At 51.9% G+C, this 20,520-nt stretch carries 18 protein-coding genes; 13 read left to right on the top strand and 5 right to left on the bottom strand.

Annotated elements, in window-relative coordinates; all coding sequences use genetic code 11:
• Positions 1-147 precede the first annotated feature (147 nt).
• Entirely contained in the window at positions 148-1,410 is a 1,263-nt protein-coding gene (locus OGV52_RS05640; protein ID WP_287108204.1) for a DUF1479 domain-containing protein, read from the top strand.
• A gap of 143 nt (positions 1,411-1,553) precedes the next feature.
• Here the strand turns inward: OGV52_RS05640 and OGV52_RS05635 are convergent, their stop codons facing one another.
• On the bottom strand, positions 1,554-3,146 hold the full coding sequence (locus tag OGV52_RS05635) for an ABC-F family ATPase (RefSeq protein ID WP_016152376.1): 1,593 nt from the start codon (positions 3,144-3,146) through the stop codon (positions 1,554-1,556).
• 232 nt (positions 3,147-3,378) lie between these two features.
• On the opposite strand from OGV52_RS05635, the gene ldtB reads away from it, so the two are divergent.
• Positions 3,379-4,299: a L,D-transpeptidase gene (gene ldtB, locus OGV52_RS05630; protein WP_003035268.1), complete on the top strand. Its 921-nt coding sequence runs from the start codon at positions 3,379-3,381 to the stop codon at positions 4,297-4,299.
• Positions 4,300-4,379: 80 nt separating this feature from the next.
• Here ldtB and OGV52_RS05625 read toward each other — a convergent pair whose 3' ends face one another.
• Both OGV52_RS05625 and mntR read right to left on the bottom strand, forming a co-directional pair.
• Positions 4,380-5,489, bottom strand: a complete 1,110-nt coding sequence (locus OGV52_RS05625; protein WP_287108202.1) for an anion transporter — start codon at positions 5,487-5,489, stop codon at positions 4,380-4,382.
• Positions 5,486-5,959 carry a manganese-binding transcriptional regulator MntR gene (mntR, locus tag OGV52_RS05620; RefSeq protein WP_016156071.1) on the bottom strand — a complete coding sequence of 158 codons (474 nt, stop codon included), beginning with the start codon at positions 5,957-5,959 and terminating at the stop codon, positions 5,486-5,488. Before mntR ends, OGV52_RS05625 begins: the two co-directional genes overlap by 4 nt.
• A 186-nt stretch (positions 5,960-6,145) precedes the next feature.
• Between mntR and mntS the strand changes: the two genes are divergently transcribed.
• Entirely contained in the window at positions 6,146-6,274 is a 129-nt protein-coding gene (gene mntS / locus OGV52_RS05615) for a manganase accumulation protein MntS (protein WP_016152374.1), read from the top strand.
• 276 nt (positions 6,275-6,550) lie between these two features.
• A complete protein-coding gene (locus tag OGV52_RS05610; protein WP_287108200.1) occupies positions 6,551-8,137 on the top strand; it encodes a phosphoethanolamine transferase in 1,587 nt (528 codons plus the stop codon).
• A 63-nt stretch (positions 8,138-8,200) separates the two neighbouring features.
• Here the strand turns inward: OGV52_RS05610 and ompX are convergent, their stop codons facing one another.
• Positions 8,201-8,716, bottom strand: a complete 516-nt coding sequence (ompX, locus tag OGV52_RS05605) for an outer membrane protein OmpX (protein ID WP_016152372.1) — start codon at positions 8,714-8,716, stop codon at positions 8,201-8,203.
• 411 nt (positions 8,717-9,127) lie between these two features.
• Here ompX and rhtA point away from each other — a divergent pair, with 411 nt between their 5' ends.
• From rhtA to ybiO, 6 genes are all read left to right on the top strand, one after another.
• Positions 9,128-10,015 carry a threonine/homoserine exporter RhtA gene (gene rhtA, locus OGV52_RS05600; RefSeq protein ID WP_047501252.1) on the top strand — a complete coding sequence of 296 codons (888 nt, stop codon included), beginning with the start codon at positions 9,128-9,130 and terminating at the stop codon, positions 10,013-10,015.
• A gap of 303 nt (positions 10,016-10,318) precedes the next feature.
• Positions 10,319-10,822 (top strand): DNA starvation/stationary phase protection protein Dps, encoded by a 504-nt coding sequence (gene dps, locus OGV52_RS05595; protein WP_287108197.1) that lies wholly within the window; start codon positions 10,319-10,321, stop codon positions 10,820-10,822.
• Positions 10,823-11,187: 365 nt separating this feature from the next.
• The gene (gene glnH / locus OGV52_RS05590) at positions 11,188-11,934 is read left to right on the top strand and encodes a glutamine ABC transporter substrate-binding protein GlnH (RefSeq protein WP_016152370.1); all 747 of its coding nucleotides are present in this window, start codon (positions 11,188-11,190) and stop codon (positions 11,932-11,934) included.
• 107 nt (positions 11,935-12,041) lie between these two features.
• Complete coding sequence (gene glnP / locus OGV52_RS05585) at positions 12,042-12,701, top strand: glutamine ABC transporter permease GlnP (protein ID WP_003035248.1); 660 nt, start codon at positions 12,042-12,044, stop codon at positions 12,699-12,701.
• Positions 12,698-13,420 (top strand): glutamine ABC transporter ATP-binding protein GlnQ, encoded by a 723-nt coding sequence (glnQ, locus tag OGV52_RS05580; protein ID WP_003035246.1) that lies wholly within the window; start codon positions 12,698-12,700, stop codon positions 13,418-13,420. The genes glnP and glnQ overlap by 4 nt, the downstream gene beginning before the upstream one ends.
• 118 nt (positions 13,421-13,538) lie before the next feature.
• Positions 13,539-15,776 (top strand): mechanosensitive channel protein, encoded by a 2,238-nt coding sequence (gene ybiO, locus OGV52_RS05575; protein ID WP_287108196.1) that lies wholly within the window; start codon positions 13,539-13,541, stop codon positions 15,774-15,776.
• Here ybiO and rlmF read toward each other — a convergent pair.
• Positions 15,773-16,699, bottom strand: a complete 927-nt coding sequence (gene rlmF, locus OGV52_RS05570; RefSeq protein ID WP_287108194.1) for a 23S rRNA (adenine(1618)-N(6))-methyltransferase RlmF — start codon at positions 16,697-16,699, stop codon at positions 15,773-15,775. The two genes, ybiO and rlmF, sit on opposite strands and share 4 nt — an antisense overlap.
• A 210-nt stretch (positions 16,700-16,909) precedes the next feature.
• Between rlmF and mcbA the strand changes: the two genes are divergently transcribed.
• The 3 genes from mcbA to ybiX all read left to right on the top strand — a co-directional run bounded on the left by mcbA (position 16,910) and on the right by ybiX (position 20,470).
• Positions 16,910-17,170 (top strand): DUF1471 family periplasmic protein McbA, encoded by a 261-nt coding sequence (mcbA, locus tag OGV52_RS05565; RefSeq protein ID WP_016152367.1) that lies wholly within the window; start codon positions 16,910-16,912, stop codon positions 17,168-17,170.
• A gap of 293 nt (positions 17,171-17,463) precedes the next feature.
• Positions 17,464-19,749: a catecholate siderophore receptor Fiu gene (locus tag OGV52_RS05560; protein WP_287108193.1), complete on the top strand. Its 2,286-nt coding sequence runs from the start codon at positions 17,464-17,466 to the stop codon at positions 19,747-19,749.
• Between the two features lie 43 nt (positions 19,750-19,792).
• Entirely contained in the window at positions 19,793-20,470 is a 678-nt protein-coding gene (ybiX, locus tag OGV52_RS05555) for a PKHD-type hydroxylase YbiX (protein WP_046274640.1), read from the top strand.
• Positions 20,471-20,520: the final 50 nt, after the last annotated feature.

The following is a 20,520-nucleotide window of genomic DNA, read 5'->3' as shown; positions in this document are numbered from 1 at the left end:
CCAACCGGGGTATCCCCTTGCCCCGGTTTCCACGCTTTTTCATGTTTCTCACACCATCAAATTTTAAACTTGCGTTAACTAAATTTTAACTTATATTATCACCTGTAAGTTAAATGAGTTTCGAATGAAAGTTAATGCGAGGTGGATATGGCTTTTACTTTTACCAGCGACACGTTGCCCACCGATCACAAAGCGGCAATCCGGCAGATGAAAAAGCAATTGCGTGAACAGCTTGGAGATGTTCAGTCGATTTTCAATCAGTTGAGCGAGGCCATTGCTAATCGCGTGGCGGAAATCAACGCCCTCAAAGCGCAAGGCTCTCCGGTATGGCCTGTGTTGTCCTATGCGGATATCAAGGCAGGTCGCGTGAGCGCTGAGCAGCGTGAAGAAATTAAGCGTCGCGGATGCGCGGTCATTAAAGGCCATTTCTCTCGCGAACAAGCCCTCGATTGGGATAGGTCAATGCTGGACTATCTGGACCGCAACCATTTTGACGACGTTTACCAAGGACCGGGCGATAATTTCTTTGGTACCCTGAGCGCGTCGCGACCTGAAATCTACCCCATCTACTGGTCCCAGGCGCAGATGCAGGCCCGTCAGAGTGAAGAAATGGCAAATGCGCAGTCATTTCTCAACCGTCTTTGGACATTTGCAGGCGAAGATAAGCAATGGTTTAACCCGGATGTCAGCGTTATCTACCCCGACCGCATACGCCGTCGTCCACCGGGAACGACGTCCAAAGGGCTGGGCGCGCATACGGATTCCGGTGCGCTGGAACGCTGGCTTCTGCCGGCATATCAGCAGGTCTTTGCTAATGTTTTCAATGGTAAGCTGGAAGATTACGACCCGTGGCAGGCCGCGCATCGCACTGAAGTAGAAGAGTACACGGTGGATAACACCACCAAATGTTCAGTATTCCGTACCTTCCAGGGCTGGACTGCTCTCTCTGATATGCTGCCAGGTCAGGGGTTGTTGCACGTGGTCCCTATCCCTGAAGCGATGGCCTGGGTACTGTTACGTCCATTGCTTGACGATGTGCCGGAAGATGAACTTTGCGGCGTAGCACCCGGCAGAGTTCTGCCTATTTCTGCGCAATGGCATCCGCTGCTGATTGAAGCGTTAACCAGCATTCCGCAACTGGACGCCGGAGACTCCGTCTGGTGGCATTGCGATGTGATCCACTCCGTCGCGCCGGTAGAAAATCAGCAGGGTTGGGGCAACGTGATGTACATCCCTGCCGCACCGATGTGCGAAAAGAATCTGGCCTACGCCCATAAAGTGAAGGCCGCGCTGGAAAAAGGCGTATCGCCGGGTGATTTCCCACGCGAGGATTATGAAACTCACTGGGAAGGACGCTTCACGCTGGATGATTTGAATATCCATGGCAAGCGTGCGCTGGGGATTATTTAATCTGTAACTTACACAAGTTTCCCTAAGTATTTCGCGTTACAGGAAGGCGGCCAGCCTGTAAATCCCCGCAAGCTTACACAAGTAAGTGACCGGGGTGTACAGGTGCAGCCAACACACCTGTAACACGAAAGACGACGGGAAAATTATTCGACGCCCTTGCTACGCAGGTAATCTTCGTAGTTACCGGTGAAGTCGATTACGCGTTCCGGCGTAATTTCAATCACGCGGGTTGCCAACGAACTGACGAACTCACGGTCGTGAGAAACGAAGATCAGCGTGCCCTGGTACATTTCCAGCGCCATGTTCAGCGACTCGATAGATTCCATATCCAGGTGGTTGGTCGGTTCATCCATTACCAGTATATTCGGTTTCTGCATCATCAGCTTACCGAACAGCATGCGTCCTTTTTCACCACCGGACAGCACTTTAGCAGGTTTCTTGATATCGTCCTGACTGAACAGCAAGCGACCAAGGAAGCTACGTACTACCTGCTCATCATCGCCTTCCTGTTTCCACTGACTCATCCACTCGAAGACCGTCAGATCGTTTTCGAATTCGTACTCGTGATCCTGCGCGTAGTAACCAACCAGGGCGTTTTCAGACCATTTCACAGTACCGTTATCCGGCTGTAATTCGCCGACCAGCGTTTTCAGCATGGTTGATTTACCCACCCCGTTGGCACCCAGAATGGCAATTTTCTCACCGACTTCCAGCAGCAGGTTAAAGTTTTTAAACAACGGACCTTCATCAAACCCTTTCGTCAGCGCTTCCACTTCCAGCGCGTTACGGAACAGTTTCTTATCCTGTTCGAAGCGGATGAACGGGTTCTGACGGCTGGACGCCTTCACTTCGTCAAGCTTGATCTTATCAATCTGACGCGCACGAGAAGTCGCCTGACGAGATTTAGATGCGTTGGCGCTAAAGCGGCTGACGAAGGATTGCAGATCGGCAATCTGCGCTTTCTTCTTGGCGTTATCGGCCAGCAGACGTTCACGCGCCTGGGTTGCCGCCGTCATATATTCGTCGTAGTTACCCGGATAAACACGCAGTTCGCCGTAGTCCAGATCCGCCATGTGCGTACAGACCATGTTCAGGAAGTGACGGTCGTGCGAAATGATGATCATGGTGCTGTCACGCTCGTTCAGCGTCTGTTCCAGCCAGCGGATGGTGTCGATATCCAGGTTGTTCGTTGGTTCGTCGAGCAGCAGAATGTCCGGGTTAGAGAACAGCGCCTGTGCCAGAAGCACACGCAGCTTCCAGCCGGGGGCGACTTCGCTCATCGGGCCGTAATGCTGTTCTACCGGAATACCTACGCCCAGCAGCAGTTCACCCGCACGCGCTTCCGCAGAGTAGCCGTCCATTTCGCCATACTGAACTTCAAGGTCAGCAACTTTATAGCCGTCTTCTTCGCTCATTTCGGCCAGGGCGTAAATGCGATCGCGCTCCTGCTTTACTTCCCACAGTTCACCGTGACCCATGATCACGGTGTCAAGCACGGTGAACTCTTCAAAGGCGAACTGATCCTGACGCAGCTTACCAATACGCTCGTTCGGATCGAGGGAAACGTTGCCCAGCGTCGGTTCGAGGTCGCCGCCGAGAATTTTCATAAAAGTGGATTTACCGCTACCGTTCGCGCCAATCAGGCCGTAACGGTTGCCGCCGCCAAATTTGACGGAAATATTTTCAAACAGCGGCTTACTGCCGAACTGCATGGTGACGTTGCTGGAAACTAACACTGGCGTATCCTGAAAGAGAAAGAAATATGTGACGAACCGCTTATTATGCCATAAGTCTGCAATAAGATCGCGCCTTGATGCTGAAGGGATAAAGTGAAAGCAAAAGGAAAAAAATGTGATTTAGTACACATCCGAATTCCTTGTTGCTCAGATTGCACATATAATGCGTGCCCAACACTACATAAATCTCAACCCACTAGCCTGCCTGGCACTGAATCTCGCATACATGAACATGAATATGAAATTAACAACGCTTTTCGCGGCGGCACTCGCAATAGTTGGTTTTTGTAACACCGCTTCTGCCGTCACGTACCCGCTGCCTACCGATGGCAGCCGTTTGATCGGCCAAAACCAGGTCATCACTATTCCTGAAGGCAACACCCAACCGCTGGAGTATTTTGCGGCGGAGTATCAGATGGGTCTGTCTAATATGCTGGAAGCCAACCCGGGCGTGGATACCTTCCTGCCGAAGGGCGGTACCGTACTGAACATACCTCAGCAATTGATCCTGCCGGATACCGTGCATGAAGGTATTGTTATTAACAGCGCTGAAATGCGTCTGTACTACTACCCGAAAGGCACCAACACCGTTATTGTTCTGCCGATCGGTATTGGCCAGTTGGGCAAAGACACGCCAATCAACTGGACCACCAAAGTAGAACGTAAAAAAGCGGGCCCAACCTGGACGCCAACGGCAAAAATGCATGCGGAATACCGCGCTGCGGGCGAACCGCTGCCAGCTGTTGTTCCGGCAGGTCCGGATAACCCGATGGGCCTGTACGCGCTGTATATCGGTCGCCTGTACGCCATCCACGGCACCAATGCTAACTTCGGCGTCGGCTTACGCGTCAGCCACGGTTGCGTGCGTCTGCGTAACGACGACATCAAATTCCTGTTTGAAAATGTGCCGGTCGGCACCCGCGTACAGTTTATCGATGAGCCGGTAAAAGCCACGACTGAACCAGACGGCAGCCGTTACATCGAGGTACACAACCCACTGTCCACCACTGAAGCACAGTTCGAAGGCGGGGAAATCGTACCGATTACGCTGAACAAGAGCATTACCAGCATCACCGGTCAGTCTGACGTCGATCAGGCCGTCGTTGAGCAGGCGGTACAGAACCGTTCAGGTATGCCGGTTCGTCTGAACTAAGCATCAAAACTGCCCTTTCGCCTTATCCGGCCTACTTAACCTGTAGGCCCGATAAGCGCCAGCCCCATCGGGCACAATCCTCAAATCACCTGCAATAAACCATACCCTACCAGCGCCGCCCATATCAGCATCGGCACCGAATACCAATGAAAACGCCACCAGATCCGTCGATCGTTTGCCATCCGTAAAGCAATAAGATTCGCCAGCGATCCCGGCAACAACCCAAAACCGCCCACATTGACCGCCCAGGCCAGCAGCAGCGTTGGCGGGACGTAGTTCAGCAGCAAAATCGTGCTGGGAACATTACTGATAAACTGCGACAGGCCAATGGCCGTCAACCAAAGCCCCGGCGCTGAAAGCGTGCCAATCTGGTGGGTAATCTCCTGCAAGGCCGGGAGCTGCGTCAGCAAGTGCACATCAATGAACATCGCCATAAACACCAACAGCAGCGTCCAATCCACGCTGAGGATCACGCGGCGAGCCAGCACCATGAATCCTGCCGCGACGATCGCCAGGCCCCACAGCTCTTGTTTTAACTCCAGTGCCGCCAGGAAAATGATATACAGCCCCAGACAGCTCCACACCAGGCGCGGTTGCCAGTCAGGCGCGCGCGTACCGGTATGATAATGCAAAGCTTTATGCGGGAAACTGAACCAGCACAGTGCCACCAATGTCAGCATCATGGTCCCCGCAAGCGGCGCCATCTGCCAGGTAAACGCGGTAAACGATAAGCCGGAGCGTCCCCACATCAGAATGTTTTGCGGATTACCTATTGGCGTGAGCAACGAACCGGCGTTTACCGCCAGCGCCTCAAAGATAATCAGGCGATTTACAGGAATGGCACACAATTTTTTCAGGGTGATCGTCAGCGGAACAACAATAAACAGCGCAACATCGTTGGTCAGAAACGTCGACAGCAGCGCCGCCGCCAGCACCATAAATATCGCCAATTGACGTTCGGTGTTAAAGCGCCGGGTCATCTTGCGCCCTAACACATCGAAGTAACCGCTTAGCTCCACGCCTTTGGTCAGTAACATCAGGCCGCTAAGCGTAAAAATCGTGTGCCAGTCTATCGCCCCCGGCCACGACCTTGGCGTAAACGGCACGAACAGGCTCAGTACAACCCCGACGATGATTAACAGCTGAAAAAAGCGATCGCGCTGTAAGGCGCGTAGTAAAGGAAAACTCATTCAGAGCCAGCACCTTGCTGTTGCGTAAACCGGCTAAAAGCCTCCAGCGTTTCCTTACTGACGTGATGCTCCATTCCCTCCGCGTCGCGACGGGCAATTTCCGGGCTGATACCTAACATCAGCAGAAAATTCTCCACAATCTGGTGACGCTCCCGACTCTCCTGAGCCAGTCGTTCACCTTCTGCGGTTAAAAACACGCCCCGCCAGGGGATCATTTCAATCAACCCAACTGAAGCAAGACGCTTAAGCATTTTAGCAACCGTCGGCTGGGAAACCCCAAGCCGTGCTGCCATATCTACCTGGCGCGCTTCACCCACCTCAATAATGAGATCGGAAATCAGCTCTACGTAGTCATCAATCAGCTCACGGCGATGTGCCTCCCGGACCTGACGAAATCCTTCAACGTGTTCTTCGACATTCACCAATTGCGTCACTTTTTTTGTTGTTGGCATACCTGCGCGACGACTCATTCTGCTTCCTCGTTACTGTGACGCGTTAACGGCATCTGATTAGAGAACGCTCATTGTAAACCAGAGTTGCGTGGGCACAAAAAATTAACGTTTTAGCAATAGCTATATAATATAGCCTGTGCTATATCTGTATATAATAAAGACATCCCTCAAGGACTGATGGGATCGTGAAGTCAGGAGGTTTATATGAATGAATTTAAGAGGTGTATACGCGTGTTTAGTCACTCTCCCTTTAAAGTACGGTTAATGCTGATCTCTATGCTGTGCGACATGATTAACAGCAAACCAGAGCAGGATAAACCTGCAGATAAATAATGCGGCGTCGCGGTACGCCGCTTCATTTTCCTGCCGTAACTCGGATACGGTGATCGTTTTCGTGCCAATAACCCTTCTTTTTGTCAGTTTTGCCACGCCCCTCGCAAAACAATTTCTTAGTAGTAGTTGACCTTCTCTTGCACACACTCTATCTTTTCGCAGCCCTGCATATATTGCGGCTCGCGGATGCGGACCCTATCCCCCTTCTCGCTCTCTCAGGCAGGCAATGACCCTTAGCGCCAGGGTAAGCACATGGCGTTTTTGTAACAGTGGCATATGAATTTAACCCTCAAAGATTCAATCATTGCTCGTAGCCGGGCGATTAGTCCGTGGACTGGCCTCTATTTCTTACAGTCTCTGCTGATCAACCTTGCGCTGGGCTATCCGCTTAGCCTGCTCTATAGCGTTGCTTTCACCTGTATATTGATGCTGCTGTGGCGCAGCGCGCCGCGTGCGCAGAAAGTGCTGATTGGCATTTGCTCGCTGGTAGCGGCAATGTACTTCCCGTTTGGCCAGGCTTACGGTTCACCGAACTTCAATACCTTGCTGGCGCTGCACTCAACCAATATGGAAGAGTCTACTGAAATCCTGACCATCTTCCCCTGGTACAGTTATCTGGTTGGGGTGTTTATTTTCGCCCTCGGTGTTATCGCCGTACGCCGTAAAAAAGAGGTGCAGCAGCGTAGCTGGAACAAGTTCGACAGCATTTGTTTGCTGTTCAGCGTAGTCGCGTTCTTTGTAACCCCGGTGCAAAACCTGGCCTGGGGCGGCGTGTTCAAGCTGAAAGACACCGGCTATCCGGTTTTCCGCTTTGCCAAGGACGTTATCGTTAATAACAACGAAGTGCTCGACGAACAAGAGCGTATGGCGAAGCTGGCGAGCGTGAAAGACAGTTGGACGGTAACTGCGGTGAAGCCGAAGTATCATACCTACGTGGTGGTCATCGGCGAAAGCGCCCGCCGCGATGCGTTAGGCGCTTTTGGCGGCCACTGGGATAACACCCCGTTTGCCAGTTCCGTTAACGGCTACATCTTCGCGGATTACATCGCGGCAAGCGGTTCGACACAAAAATCACTCGGCCTTACGCTAAATCGGGTGGTCGACAATAAACCCCAGTTCCAGGATAACTTTGTCACTCTGGCCAACCGCGCGGGATTCCAGACGTGGTGGTTCTCCAATCAGGGACAGATTGGTGAATACGATACGGCCATCGCCAGCATTGCGAAGCGAGCTGATGAAGTTCAGTTCCTCAAAAACGGTGATTTCGAAGCGGATAAAAATACCCGTGACGAAGCGTTGTTGAAGATGACCGCCCAGGTGCTGGCAACCGAGCGCACTCAGCCACAGCTTATCGTGCTGCATTTAATGGGCTCGCATCCGCAGGCCTGCGACCGTACGCAGGGTAAATACGAGACTTTCGTCCAGTCGAAAGAGACATCTTGCTATCTGTACACCATGACGCAGACGGATGACCTGCTGCGCCAGCTTTACGATCAGTTACGTAACAGCGGTAACAGCTTCTCGATGGTCTATTTCTCCGATCATGGCCTCGCGTTTAAAGAGCGGGGGAAAGAGGTGCAGTACCTGGCGCATGACGATCAGTTCCAGCAGAATTTCCAGGTACCATTTATGGTGCTGTCGAGCGATGATAAAGCGCACCGGGTGATTAAAGCCCGTCGCTCCGCCAATGATTTCCTCAGCTTTTTCTCGCAGTGGACGGGGATAAGCGCGAAGGAAATCACCAACAGCTATCGCTTTATTTCAGAGAAAAAGGCTGGCCCGGTGTACATCACCAACTTCAAATTGCAGAAGGTGGACTACAACCATCTGGGTACCGACATCTTTGAGATCAAATCTCGTTAATCTCTGAATTGCGCACAAAAAAAATCCGCCCCGAGAGGCGGATTTTTTGTATCACCGAAGTGATTAGAAGCGGTAACCCACGCCAGCGATCCAGGTGCCAACGTCAACGCTACGAATACGGCTCTGCTCGTAGGAGAAGTCCAGAGCAACGTTTTCGATCGGGTTGAACTGCAGACCAGCACCGTAAGAGAAACCGTAGTCACTGGTGGTGTGGTTATCAGCCGGGGATGCTGCGTTCTGGAATTTACCGTAGCCAACACCCACTACACCGTAGATGCTTGCCCAGTCGTTCAGACGGTAAGCCGGACCAGCAGTGATGCCGTAGTACTGGGTTTTGTTGTAGTCGCCAGACGCATCGGTACGATCTTTTTCAGTGTAAGTGAAGGAACCGATAACACCCAGCGGGTTGCTGTCCTGCTCGTAGCGATACTTCAGGTTAAAACCGTTCATTTTGTTCGCTGCGCCCTGAGCATCGCTCTGAGCGTAACCACCGGTAACGGTAGAAGTCGCAGCTACAGCAGTACCTGCGGAGAAAGCCAGAACAGCGGCCAGTGCTGAAAGACATGCAATTTTTTTCATAACCACCTCAAATGTGCTTCAAGTAAATCCTAAGTTTTAAATATACCAAAAATTGATGGGAAACTCTTTGCGATTCGCGATGTCTAACGGGGTCTTTCATGTAACAGAACGTTTCAGAAACCCGCTATCTCTTTCAATTAACATCACTTTTCTAACCTAAAATGCCATTATTGCGCGCACAATATGGCACATTCATCCAGAATATTCCTAATCACACAGATTATTAATCCATCACTTTCATGCCATTGTACGGAACTGAGCAATTTTTTTTTCAACGAATACTCAACCAGCGGTGCGTATTTCCATTACACTCGCTGTTTTACTTTTCTATACATCACGTCATCCGTGTCGTAGCAAGTTTGCAACGTCGCGCAGATGAAGGCGTGTAATTATCATTTGACAGGAGAAAGGATGCCGGGGTCGTCACGTAAAGCGCCAGTCTGGTTGCCTATTTTGGTTTTGCTTATTGCTATGTCCTCCATTCAAAGCGGAGCATCTCTGGCAAAATCGCTATTCCCACTCGTCGGTGCGCCGGGCGTTACCGCATTGCGCCTTGCGCTGGGCACCCTCATCCTTATTGCCTTCTTTAAACCCTGGCGTTTGCGATTCGCCAAAGAACAGCGCCTGCCGCTACTGTTTTATGGTCTGTCTCTGGGCGGGATGAACTATCTCTTCTACCTGTCAATCCAGACCGTCCCGCTGGGAATTGCCGTAGCGCTGGAATTCACCGGCCCGCTCGCGGTAGCGCTGTTTTCATCCCGACGTCCGGTGGATTTCATTTGGGTTGCACTGGCTGTACTCGGGCTTTGGTTCCTGCTGCCGTTAGGTCAGGACGTTTCTCACGTGGATTTAACCGGTGCTGCGCTGGCGCTGGGCGCTGGCGCCTGCTGGGCAATCTATATTCTTACCGGGCAGCGTGCCGGCGCGGAACATGGTCCGGCGACCGTCGCGGTAGGGTCATTAATTGCGGCGCTGATTTTTGTACCCATCGGCGCGCTCCAGGCTGGGGAAGCCTTGTGGCACTGGTCCATTCTGCCGTTAGGCCTGGCCATTGCGGTCCTCTCCACTGCGCTTCCCTACTCGCTGGAGATGATTGCGTTGACGCGGCTGCCAACGCGCACTTTTGGTACTCTGATGAGTATGGAACCCGCACTGGCTGCGGTTTCAGGAATGATCTTCCTCGGTGAAACGCTGACGCTTGTCCAGACGCTCGCTCTGGGCGCCATTATTGTCGCATCAATGGGTTCGACGCTCACTATTCGCAAAGAACCACAAATTAAGCAAGTTGACGTGAATTAACCACTTAATATTCTGCATGGTTTGCATAATCATGCAGAATATCCAATCGTAAATCTGCGTGATAATTATTCTAATAAATATAATTTTCTCATCTGCATATTTCTTGAAATTTTTACATTAACATAAAAATAACACACCTCCATTAATAACCATCATATCCATATGATTTTATTGATTATTTCAAACCAACCCCTCTCTTCGCTATTAAAGTGATAGGTAACACCAGAAAAATAAATCCAAAATTCACGCTATACTTATTCCCGTTGAAGAGCTGGGACATAATTATCAAGAGGATATGAAAATATGAGTACCGCAAAACTGGTAAAAACAAAAGCATCTGCCCTCCTTTATACCCGCAACGATGTAACAGATAGCGAAAAGAAAGCGACCGTAGAGCTGCTGAATCAGCAAGTGATCCAGTTCATCGACCTGTCTTTGATCACCAAACAGGCTCACTGGAACATGCGCGGCGCGAACTTCATTGCTGTGCATGAAATGCTCGATGGCTTCCGTACTGCTCTGACCGATCACCTCGATACCATGGCTGAGCGCGCCGTACAGTTAGGCGGTGTGGCATTGGGTACCACCCAGGTTATTAACAGCAAAACGCCTCTGAAAAGCTATCCGCTGGAAATCCATAGCGTACAGGACCACTTAAAAGAGCTGGCCGATCGTTATGCCGTCGTCGCTAACAGCGTCCGTAAAGCCATTAGCGAAGCAAAAGACGAAGATACAGCAGATATCTTCACCGCCGCTTCACGCGACCTCGACAAATTCCTGTGGTTTATCGAAGCCAACATTGAATAACAGCAGACATAAGAATTACCTATATAACCCTCGCCCTGGCGGGGGTTTTGCACATCTATGGTGCATGACATTGATCGTTCGTCACTCCAAAGTAAATTATTTGTAATAATCACTTCACACAATCGTTAACGAAAGATTGTTTTATCAACAATTTTTACGCTAAATAGTCATACCGTTTGCACCGTGTCAGGTACGCACCAAATGAGTGCCCCAAAACAGTGCAGATTACCCACTTTGCCCTACTTATTGTGCAGAGAAACGAGACACCCTCTTGTTAAAACAATGAGTTGCAAAACTGGCACGATTTTTTCATTAAGCCATATGTTCTCGCAGGGGATCGCCCCGTGGATATAAAAGGAAATCCTATGAAGTCTGTATTAAAAGTCTCACTGGCTGCACTTACCCTGGCTTTTGCGGTGTCCTCCCATGCCGCAGATAAGAAACTGGTTGTCGCAACCGACACCGCGTTTGTACCGTTCGAATTCAAACAGGGTGACAAATACGTTGGTTTTGATGTGGATCTGTGGGCTGCCGTGGCCAAAGAACTGAAGCTGGATTATGAACTGAAACCAATGGATTTCAGCGGCATCATCCCGGCTCTGCAAACCAAGAATATCGACCTGGCGCTGGCGGGTATCACCATCACTGATGAGCGTAAAAAAGCGATCGACTTCTCTGACGGCTACTACAAAAGCGGTCTGTTAGTGATGGTCAAAGCGAATAATAACGACGTGAAAAGCGTGAAAGATCTGGATGGTAAAGTCGTCGCAGTGAAGAGCGGCACGGGTTCCGTTGATTACGCGAAAGCTAACATCAAAACCAAAGATCTGCGTCAGTTCCCGAATATCGATAACGCATATATGGAACTGGGCACCAACCGCGCAGACGCCGTGCTGCACGACACGCCAAACATTCTTTACTTCATCAAAACCGCTGGCAACGGTCAGTTCAAAGCTGTAGGCGAATCCCTGGAAGCCCAGCAGTACGGTATCGCCTTCCCGAAAGGCAGCGATGAACTGCGCGAGAAAGTGAACGGCGCGCTGAAAACGCTGAAAGAGAACGGCACATACAACGAAATCTACAAAAAATGGTTCGGTACCGAACCTAAATAACAAGAACGTTCTGTAACGCCCGGTAGCGCCAGCGCCGCCGGGCCTGCAATTTTGAGTCATCGCGTTATGGCTCATTACTTTTCTCACCACGGTAACAGGAACGAAATATGCAGTTTGACTGGAGTGCCATCTGGCCCGCCATCCCGCTTTTGATTGAAGGCGCCAAAATGACCCTGTGGATCTCGGTCCTCGGTCTGGCAGGCGGTCTGATAATCGGGCTTGCAGCAGGGTTTGCGCGTACTTTCGGCGGTTGGATAGCCAATCACGTAGCGCTGGTGTTTATCGAAGTCATTCGCGGTACGCCAATCGTTGTGCAGGTGATGTTTATTTACTTTGCCCTGCCAATGGCATTTAACGATTTACGCATTGATCCCTTTAGCGCCGCCGTTGTCACCATCATGATCAACTCCGGCGCCTATATTGCGGAAATCACCCGCGGCGCGGTGCTCTCAATCCATAAAGGATTCAGCGAAGCCGGACTGGCGCTTGGGCTTTCACGTACAGAGACTATCCGCCACGTTATTTTACCTCTCGCGCTGCGTCGTATGCTGCCACCGCTGGGCAACCAGTGGATCATCAGCATTAAAGATACCTCGCTGTTTATTGTCATTGGCGTAGCTGAACTGACCCGTCAGGGCCAGGAAATCATTGCCGGTAACTTCCGCGCACTGGAAATCTGGAGCGCCGTTGCGGTGTTCTATCTGATCATTACGCTGGTGCTGAGCTTCATTCTGCGTCGTCTGGAAAGAAGGATGAAAATCCTGTGATTGAATTTAAAAACGTTTCTAAGCACTTTGGCCCAACCCAGGTGCTGCACAATATTGACCTGAACATTCAGCAGGGCGAAGTGGTGGTAATTATCGGACCATCCGGGTCCGGCAAATCAACCCTGCTGCGCTGCATTAACAAACTGGAAGAGATAACCTCTGGCGATCTGATCGTCGATGGTCTGAAGGTAAACGATCCAAAGGTAGACGAGCGGTTAATCCGCCAGGAAGCCGGGATGGTGTTTCAGCAGTTCTACCTGTTCCCGCATCTGACGGCGCTGGAAAACGTCATGTTCGGACCGCAGCGCGTACGCGGTGCGAATAAAGAACAGGCCGAGAAACTGGCTAAAGAACTGCTGGCGAAAGTAGGTCTGGCCGAGCGTGCGCATCACTACCCTTCTGAACTGTCTGGCGGTCAACAGCAGCGTGTGGCGATCGCCCGTGCGCTGGCGGTGAAGCCGAAAATGATGCTGTTTGATGAGCCAACCTCAGCGCTGGACCCGGAACTGCGCCACGAAGTTCTGAAAGTTATGCAGGATCTGGCGGAGGAAGGGATGACCATGGTCATTGTGACCCACGAAATCGGCTTTGCCGAAAAAGTGGCTTCACGCCTGATTTTCATCGATAAGGGACGTATTGCCGAAGACGGTAATCCGCAGGCCCTGATTGAAAATCCGCCCAGCCAACGTTTACAGGAATTCTTGCAGCACGTTTCCTGATAGCTCTCCCTCCCTTCGCCTGAAGGGAGGTTTTTCACCAGAATCCTCTCATTTCATTTCTCCCCCGCCCTGACATCTATACTTATCCTTTTGAATTTATTTTCTCATGGGAGGAGTCATGCGCTGGATCCTGTTCATCTTTGTTTGTCTGGTGAGTCTCCCGACTCAGGCGGTGACGATACCTGGCGTCACTACGCCAACGTCAACCAACGCGCAAACCGCGCCGGCGAAAGAGCCGGATGTTGAACAGAAGAAAGCGGCCTACGGCGCACTGGCTGATGTGCTGGAAAATGATGCCTCGCGCCAGGAACTGATCGGTCAGTTACGCAAAGTGGCGACAGCGCCCCCTGCCGAACCGGTGCCAACCATTGTTCCGCCCACGTTAACGGAAGAAAAAACGGTGCTGGAAAACGTCACGGATGTCACCCGCCACTACGGTGAGGCGCTCTCCAGCCGCTTTGCTCAGCTTTACCGCAATATTACCGATGCACCACACAAGACCTTCAACCCGCAAACGTTCACCAATGCCCTGACCCATTTTTTAATGCTGGCGGCGTCAGTGTTCGGTTTTTTCTGGCTGCTTCGCCTGTGCGCGCTGCCGCTGTATCGCAAAATGGGGCAATGGGCACGACGGAAAAACCGCGAACGCAGCAACTGGCTCCAGCTTCCGACGATGATCGTCGGCGCATTCATTATCGATTTGCTTCTGCTGGCGCTGACTTTGTTTGTCGGGCAGATACTGAGTGACAGAATGAACGCCGGTAGCCGCACTATCGCCTTTCAGCAAAGCCTGTTTCTCAATGCCTTTGCGTTGATTGAGTTCTTCAAAGCCATTCTGCGCCTGATATTTTGCCCAACGGTGGCCGAACTGCGCCCGTTTAACATTCAGGATGCCGGTGCGCGCTACTGGAATCGCCGTTTAAGTTCATTGAGCAGCCTGATTGGATACGGACTTATCGTTGCCGTTCCCATTATCTCGAATCAGGTCAACGTGCAGGTCGGCGCGATGGCAAACGTCATCATCATGCTGTGTATCACGCTATGGGCGCTGTACCTGATTTTCAGAAACAAGAAAGAGATAACGCAGCATTTGCTGAATCTGGCGGAAAGATCGTTAGCGTTTTTCAGCCTGTTTATCCGCGCCTTTGCACTGGTATGGCATTGGCTGGCCAGCGCCTACTTCATTGTGCTGTTTTTCTTCTCGCTGTTTGATCCTGGCAACAGCCTGAAATTCATGATGGGCGCTACGCTGCGCAGCCTGGTGATCATTGGGATCGCCGCTTTTGTTTCCGGTATGCTTTCCCGCTGGATAGCCAAAACTATTACCCTTTCGCCACACACCCAGCGCAGCTATCCGGAATTACAAAAACGGTTGAATGGCTGGCTGTCGACGGCGCTAAGCGTGGCCAGGATCCTGACGGTGTGCGTCGCGGTAATGCTGCTACTGAATGCCTGGGGATTGTTCGACTTCTGGAACTGGCTGCATTACGGCGCAGGAGAAAAAACGGTGGATATCCTGATCCGTATCGCGCTGATTTTATTCTTCTCCGCCATCGGCTGGACGATCCTTGCCAGCCTGATTGAAAATCGTCTGGCTTCCGATATTCACGGTCGCCCGCTCCCCAGCGCCCGTACCCGCACCCTGCTGACGCTGTTTCGCAACGCGCTGGCGGTGATCATCAGCACGATCACCATCATGATTGTGCTATCCGAAATTGGCGTCAATATCGCACCCTTACTGGCCGGGGCCGGGGCGCTGGGGCTGGCTATCTCTTTCGGCTCGCAAACGCTGGTAAAAGATATTATTACCGGGATCTTTATTCAGTTCGAAAATGGCATGAACACCGGCGACCTGGTGACCATCGGTCCACTCACCGGTACGGTTGAACGGATGTCCATCCGCTCTGTGGGCGTCCGTCAGGACACCGGGGCGTACCATATCATTCCCTGGTCATCGATAACGACCTTCGCCAACTTTGTGCGCGGGATTGGATCGGTCGTCGCCAATTACGACGTAGACCGCCATGAGGATGCAGATAAAGCGAATCAGGCGTTGAAAGACGCTGTGGCTGCAGTGATGGAACAGGACGATATTCGCGGGCTGATTATTGGCGAGCCGTCGTTTGCCGGGATTGTGGGGTTAACCAATACGGCCTTCACGCTACGGGTCTCATTTACCACATTACCGCTGAAACAGTGGACGGTACGTTTCGCGCTAGACAGCCAGGTGAAGAAATACTTCGATCTGGCCAACGTACGCGCGCCGGTACAGACCTATCAGGTCTTGCCTGCACCGGTGAATGGCCCTGCGTCGGCAGCAAGCGAACCGCTGCCGCCAACCGAGCCAACGCTTTAGCGTTTACGCGCCATAAAACGGCGACGCTGATCGTTATCCATAAAGGTCCAGGCAATAAAGCGACTCTGCTTTTGCCCCTGGGCCATCTCTTTCTTAACCACTTTCACCGCACCCGCATCCGTTAACGCGTGGTACAGCGGAGGCAAATTCTCACCACGCGAAACCAGCGTGGTGAACCACATCACCTGACGGCCAAAGGCCTGGCTTTCGGCGATCATTTTTTTGATGAACGCCACTTCACCGCCTTCACACCACAGCTCCTGCTGCTGCCCGCCAAAGTTCAGCGCATCATCTTTATCCTGCCCCAGATTACGACGTTTGCGCTCGCTTCCGGCGCGGGCTGAAGCCGCAGAATCATGGAAAGGCGGGTTACACAATGTGGCTTCATATTGCTCATTCTTGTGAATGATACCGTTGAAGATTGCCGTAGCATCTTTCTGGCGACGCAGACGAATAGCACGAGTTAACCTCGGATTGGCATTTACGATCGCCTGAGCGCTGTTAAACGCTTCGCTACTGGTCTCACTACCGGTGAATCGCCAGCCATATTCATGCACGCCGATCAGCGGATAAATACAGTTTGCCCCAACTCCCACGTCCAGCACGCTCGCATTTGCCGGAATGGTTCCGCTGGTTTCACCTAACAGGTCGGCCAGATGGTGAATGTAGTCAGCGCGACCAGGAACCGGCGGGCACAGAAAACCGTCTGGAATATCCCAGTTTTTCACCGCATAAAAATGCGCCAGCAGTGCTTTATTGAGCGCCTTCACTGCCTGCGGATTCGCGAAATCAACACTCTGCTCGCCGCCTGGCGTGAGGGTGAGAAATTGCGTCAACTCGGGTGTAACCTGGCATAAAGTCGCAAGATCATAACGGCCATTGTGGCGGTTACGTGGGTGTAATCCCGGTTTCTGGGGGGACATAGCATTCTCCTTTTAACAGCGGCGTAAGATACCCGCATAACGCCACGCGGTAAACACACAGCAAGGAAATTTGCTTTTTTTATACCTATTTGATGGCTTGCTGATTGTTCAAAAAACAGACAGCTCATCACCAGTTTTTTGCGGTAAATGTCATCCGCTGACGGCCTAAACTTATCAGGCACGACCTGTTGTTTCTCAGAGGATATCACCATGAAGAAATGCCTCACATTCCTTGCCGCTACCGTACTGACCGGCATGACATTTGCGTCCTTTGCTGCACAGCCCTACACCAGCCCTCAAACCGGCCAGCTACAAGCTTCCGGCACTGTTTTCGCTACCGGAGCTTCTAACCTGAGCGATCTCGAAGACAAGCTGGCAGAGAAAGCGAAAGAGCAAGGCGCAAAAGGCTTTGTCGTCAATTCTGCGGGCGGTAAAAACCAGATGTACGGCAGCGCAACTATCTATAAGTAGTCCCTCACCTTAGCCCAACTGCATTCACCCCGAATGCAGTTTGCTACCTGCTGTTCACGTCGTTCACCGCTCAAATTGTAATCATCGTGTAGCAATTTTGAATCCAATGTAAATAAATGTATTTATTTTTGAATTAATGAATGCTAAAACGTCGCACTGATTAGTAATGCTTATCAAAATCATTATCAATTACACATTCACTCCCGCGAGGCCTGCAGGGTATAACATCCACAGAGATGTCCCTTCGCGCGAGTGAAACCGTCTACTCAAAAAATAATAAGTCACTCACTAACATGGATAAAAATCGCAATTTGCCTGCCAGTAGTTTTCATTCACTGACTTTTTTTGCCGGTCTGTGTATTGGCCTGTCTCCGGTAGCTCAGGCTGTCGCCGCGGGCGATCAAGATAAAAAACAAGAAGATACGTTGGTTGTTGAAGCGGCCAAACCTTCGTTATACGCCCCAACGCAGTCTGCCGACCCTAAGTTCTCCCGCCCGGTAGCGGATACAACCCGCACCATGACAGTGATTTCTGAGCAGGTGATTAAGGATCAAGGTGCAACCAATCTGACCGATGCGCTGAAAAACGTACCGGGCGTTGGCGCGTTTTTCGCCGGTGAGAACGGTAACTCCACCACCGGTGACGCGGTGTACATGCGTGGTGCGGATACCTCGAACAGTATTTATATCGACGGTATCCGAGATATTGGCAGCGTTACGCGCGACACTTTCAATACCGAACAGGTTGAAGTGATCAAAGGCCCCTCCGGCACCGACTATGGCCGTAGCGCGCCAACGGGCTCCATCAATATGATCAGCAAACAGCCGCGCACTGACTCAGGGATCGATGCCTCGGCCAGCGTCGGTAGCGCCTGGTTCCGCCGTGGTACGCTGGACATTAACCAGGTCATCGGCGAGACCACCGCTGCACGGTTAAACCTGATGGGTGAAAAAACGCATGATGCCGGTCGCGATAACGTTAAGAATGAACGTTATGGTGTGGCCCCCTCCCTCGCCTTTGGCTTAGGCACTGAGAACCGACTGTATCTGAACTATCTGCATGTCACCCAGCACAACACCCCGGATGGTGGTGTCCCCACCATCGGTCTGCCGGGATATTCCGCGCCTTCCGCGGGGACTGCTGCACTGAATCAGTCAGGAAAAGTGGATACGCATAACTTCTACGGTACCAACTCGGATTACGACGATTCAACGACCGATACCGCAACGATGCGTTTTGAACATGACCTGAACGACAGCACCACTATTCGCAACACCACCCGCTGGTCACGCATTAAGCAGGATTATCTGATGACGGCGGTGATGGGCGGCGCGACTAACATCACTCAACCCTCCAGCAGCGTCGACACCTGGACCTGGTCACGCCTGGCAAATACCAAAGATGTCAGCAATAAGATCCTGACCAACCAGACCAACCTGACCTCAAAATTTTACACGGGAGCCATCGGTCACGACATCAGCACCGGCGTGGAGCTAACGCGTGAAACGCAAACCAACTATGGTGTAAACCCGATCACCCCGCCGCCGGTAAATATCTATCACCCCGACAGCAATGTGAATATCGGCGGATTGTCTCGTAACGGCGCTAATGCTAACGGGCAAACCGATACCTTCGGTGTATACGCCTTTGATACGCTACAGATTACCCGTGAGTTTGAACTGAACGGTGGTATTCGCCTCGACAATTACCGCACGGAATATGACAGCGCCACCGCTTGCGGCGCTTCTGGTCGCGGCGCGGTCGCGTGTCCGACAGGCGTGGCGAAAGGTTCTCCGGTCACCACCGTGGATACTGCCAAATCAGGCAATCTGGTGAACTGGAAAGCGGGCGCGCTGTATCATCTGACCGATAACGGTAACGTTTACATTAACTACGCCGTTTCTCAGCAACCGCCGGGCGGCAGCAACTTTGCCCTCGCTCAGGGCGGAAGTGGTAACAGTGCGAACCGTACCGATTTCAAACCGCAGAAAGCGAAAACCAGCGAGATCGGCACCAAATGGGAGGTGCTGGATAAGCGCCTGCTGTTAACTGCCGCGATTTTCCGTACGGATATTGAGAACGAAGTTGAGCAGAACGACGACGGCACATATTCCCAGTACGGGGAGAAGCGCGTTGAAGGTTACGAACTCTCGGTAGCAGGGAACATCACTCCCGCATGGCAGGTTATTGGGGGTTACACCCAGCAGCGCGCGACGATCCACAGCGGCAAAAACGTTGCTCAGGATGGTTCTTCATCCCTGCCGTACACGCCAGAACATGCGTTCACGCTGTGGAACCAGTATCAGGCTACCGATGATATCTCCGTTGGCGCGGGCGCTCGCTACGTGGGCAGTATGCATCGCGGTTCCGACGGGGCCGTGGGTACGCCATCCTACACCGAAGGTTACTGGGTCGCCGACGCGAAACTGGGTTATCGCGTGAATCGCAATCTCGATTTCCAGTTGAACGTCTATAACCTGTTCGACACCGATTATGTATCCTCCATTAACAAGAGCGGATACCGTTACCATCCGGGCGAGCCAAGAACCTTCCTGCTCACGGCAAATATGCATTTCTGATCTTTTACGTGGGGCGTAAGCCCCACTTTCAGGAGAAACACTGATGATGTATCACATTCCCGGCATTCTGTCGGCGCAGGATGTCGCTTGGTTTCGCGAACAACTGGACGCTGCCGACTGGGTTGATGGCCGAGCAACCACCGGAGCTCAGGGCGCGCAGGTTAAAAACAACCAGCAGGTGGATACGCAAAGTGAGCGTTACGGCGTTTTACAACAGGCGGTACAAAACGCGGTGAACAACAGCGCGTTATTCTTCGCCGCTGCATTACCGAAAACGCTTTCCACACCGCTGTTCAATCGCTACCAGGACAACGAGACCTACGGTTTTCACGTTGACGGCGCGGTGCGTAGTCATCCGCAAAACGGCTGGATGCGCACAGATCTTTCCGCCACCTTATTCCTGAGTAATCCCGACGATTATGAGGGAGGAGAGCTGCTGGTCAATGACACCTACGGCCAGCATGCGGTAAAACTTCCGGCAGGCGATCTGGTACTTTACCCTTCCAGCAGCCTGCACTGCGTTACGCCGGTGACCCGTGGGGTTCGGGTGGCATCCTTTATGTGGATCCAGTCGATGATCCGGGACGATAAAAATCGCGCCATGCTTTTTGAACTGGATAAAAACATCCAGTCCCTGAAGACACGTCATGGGGAGAGTAGCGAGATCCTGTCGCTTCTCAATCTCTACCATAACCTGCTGCGCGAATGGTCCGAAATCTGATACCGCTGACGCGTGGTCGTTTTTCAGCCATCACATTCGCTATACTTATT

Origin of the sequence: Citrobacter sp. Cb041 (assembly GCF_030336655.1) — a bacterium.
GTDB lineage: Bacteria > Pseudomonadota > Gammaproteobacteria > Enterobacterales > Enterobacteriaceae > Citrobacter > Citrobacter braakii.
Note: the sequence above shows the minus strand (reverse complement) of the source record. Positions and strands in the feature narration are given on the sequence as shown.

Coding starts and splice junctions, on each gene's coding strand:
- mntS (WP_016152374.1), top strand. CDS start 6,146: ATGAATGAATTTAAGAGGTGTATACGCGTGTTTAGTCACTCTCCCTTT.
- rlmF (WP_287108194.1), bottom strand. CDS start 16,699: ATGTCCCCCCAGAAACCGGGATTACACCCACGTAACCGCCACAATGGC.
- mcbA (WP_016152367.1), top strand. CDS start 16,910: ATGAAGAAATGCCTCACATTCCTTGCCGCTACCGTACTGACCGGCATG.
- glnP (WP_003035248.1), top strand. CDS start 12,042: ATGCAGTTTGACTGGAGTGCCATCTGGCCCGCCATCCCGCTTTTGATT.
- rhtA (WP_047501252.1), top strand. CDS start 9,128: ATGCCGGGGTCGTCACGTAAAGCGCCAGTCTGGTTGCCTATTTTGGTT.
- ybiX (WP_046274640.1), top strand. CDS start 19,793: ATGATGTATCACATTCCCGGCATTCTGTCGGCGCAGGATGTCGCTTGG.
- OGV52_RS05625 (WP_287108202.1), bottom strand. CDS start 5,489: ATGAGTTTTCCTTTACTACGCGCCTTACAGCGCGATCGCTTTTTTCAG.
- ompX (WP_016152372.1), bottom strand. CDS start 8,716: ATGAAAAAAATTGCATGTCTTTCAGCACTGGCCGCTGTTCTGGCTTTC.
- ldtB (WP_003035268.1), top strand. CDS start 3,379: ATGAATATGAAATTAACAACGCTTTTCGCGGCGGCACTCGCAATAGTT.
- OGV52_RS05560 (WP_287108193.1), top strand. CDS start 17,464: ATGGATAAAAATCGCAATTTGCCTGCCAGTAGTTTTCATTCACTGACT.
- ybiO (WP_287108196.1), top strand. CDS start 13,539: ATGCGCTGGATCCTGTTCATCTTTGTTTGTCTGGTGAGTCTCCCGACT.
- glnH (WP_016152370.1), top strand. CDS start 11,188: ATGAAGTCTGTATTAAAAGTCTCACTGGCTGCACTTACCCTGGCTTTT.
- OGV52_RS05640 (WP_287108204.1), top strand. CDS start 148: ATGGCTTTTACTTTTACCAGCGACACGTTGCCCACCGATCACAAAGCG.
- mntR (WP_016156071.1), bottom strand. CDS start 5,959: ATGAGTCGTCGCGCAGGTATGCCAACAACAAAAAAAGTGACGCAATTG.
- dps (WP_287108197.1), top strand. CDS start 10,319: ATGAGTACCGCAAAACTGGTAAAAACAAAAGCATCTGCCCTCCTTTAT.
- OGV52_RS05610 (WP_287108200.1), top strand. CDS start 6,551: ATGAATTTAACCCTCAAAGATTCAATCATTGCTCGTAGCCGGGCGATT.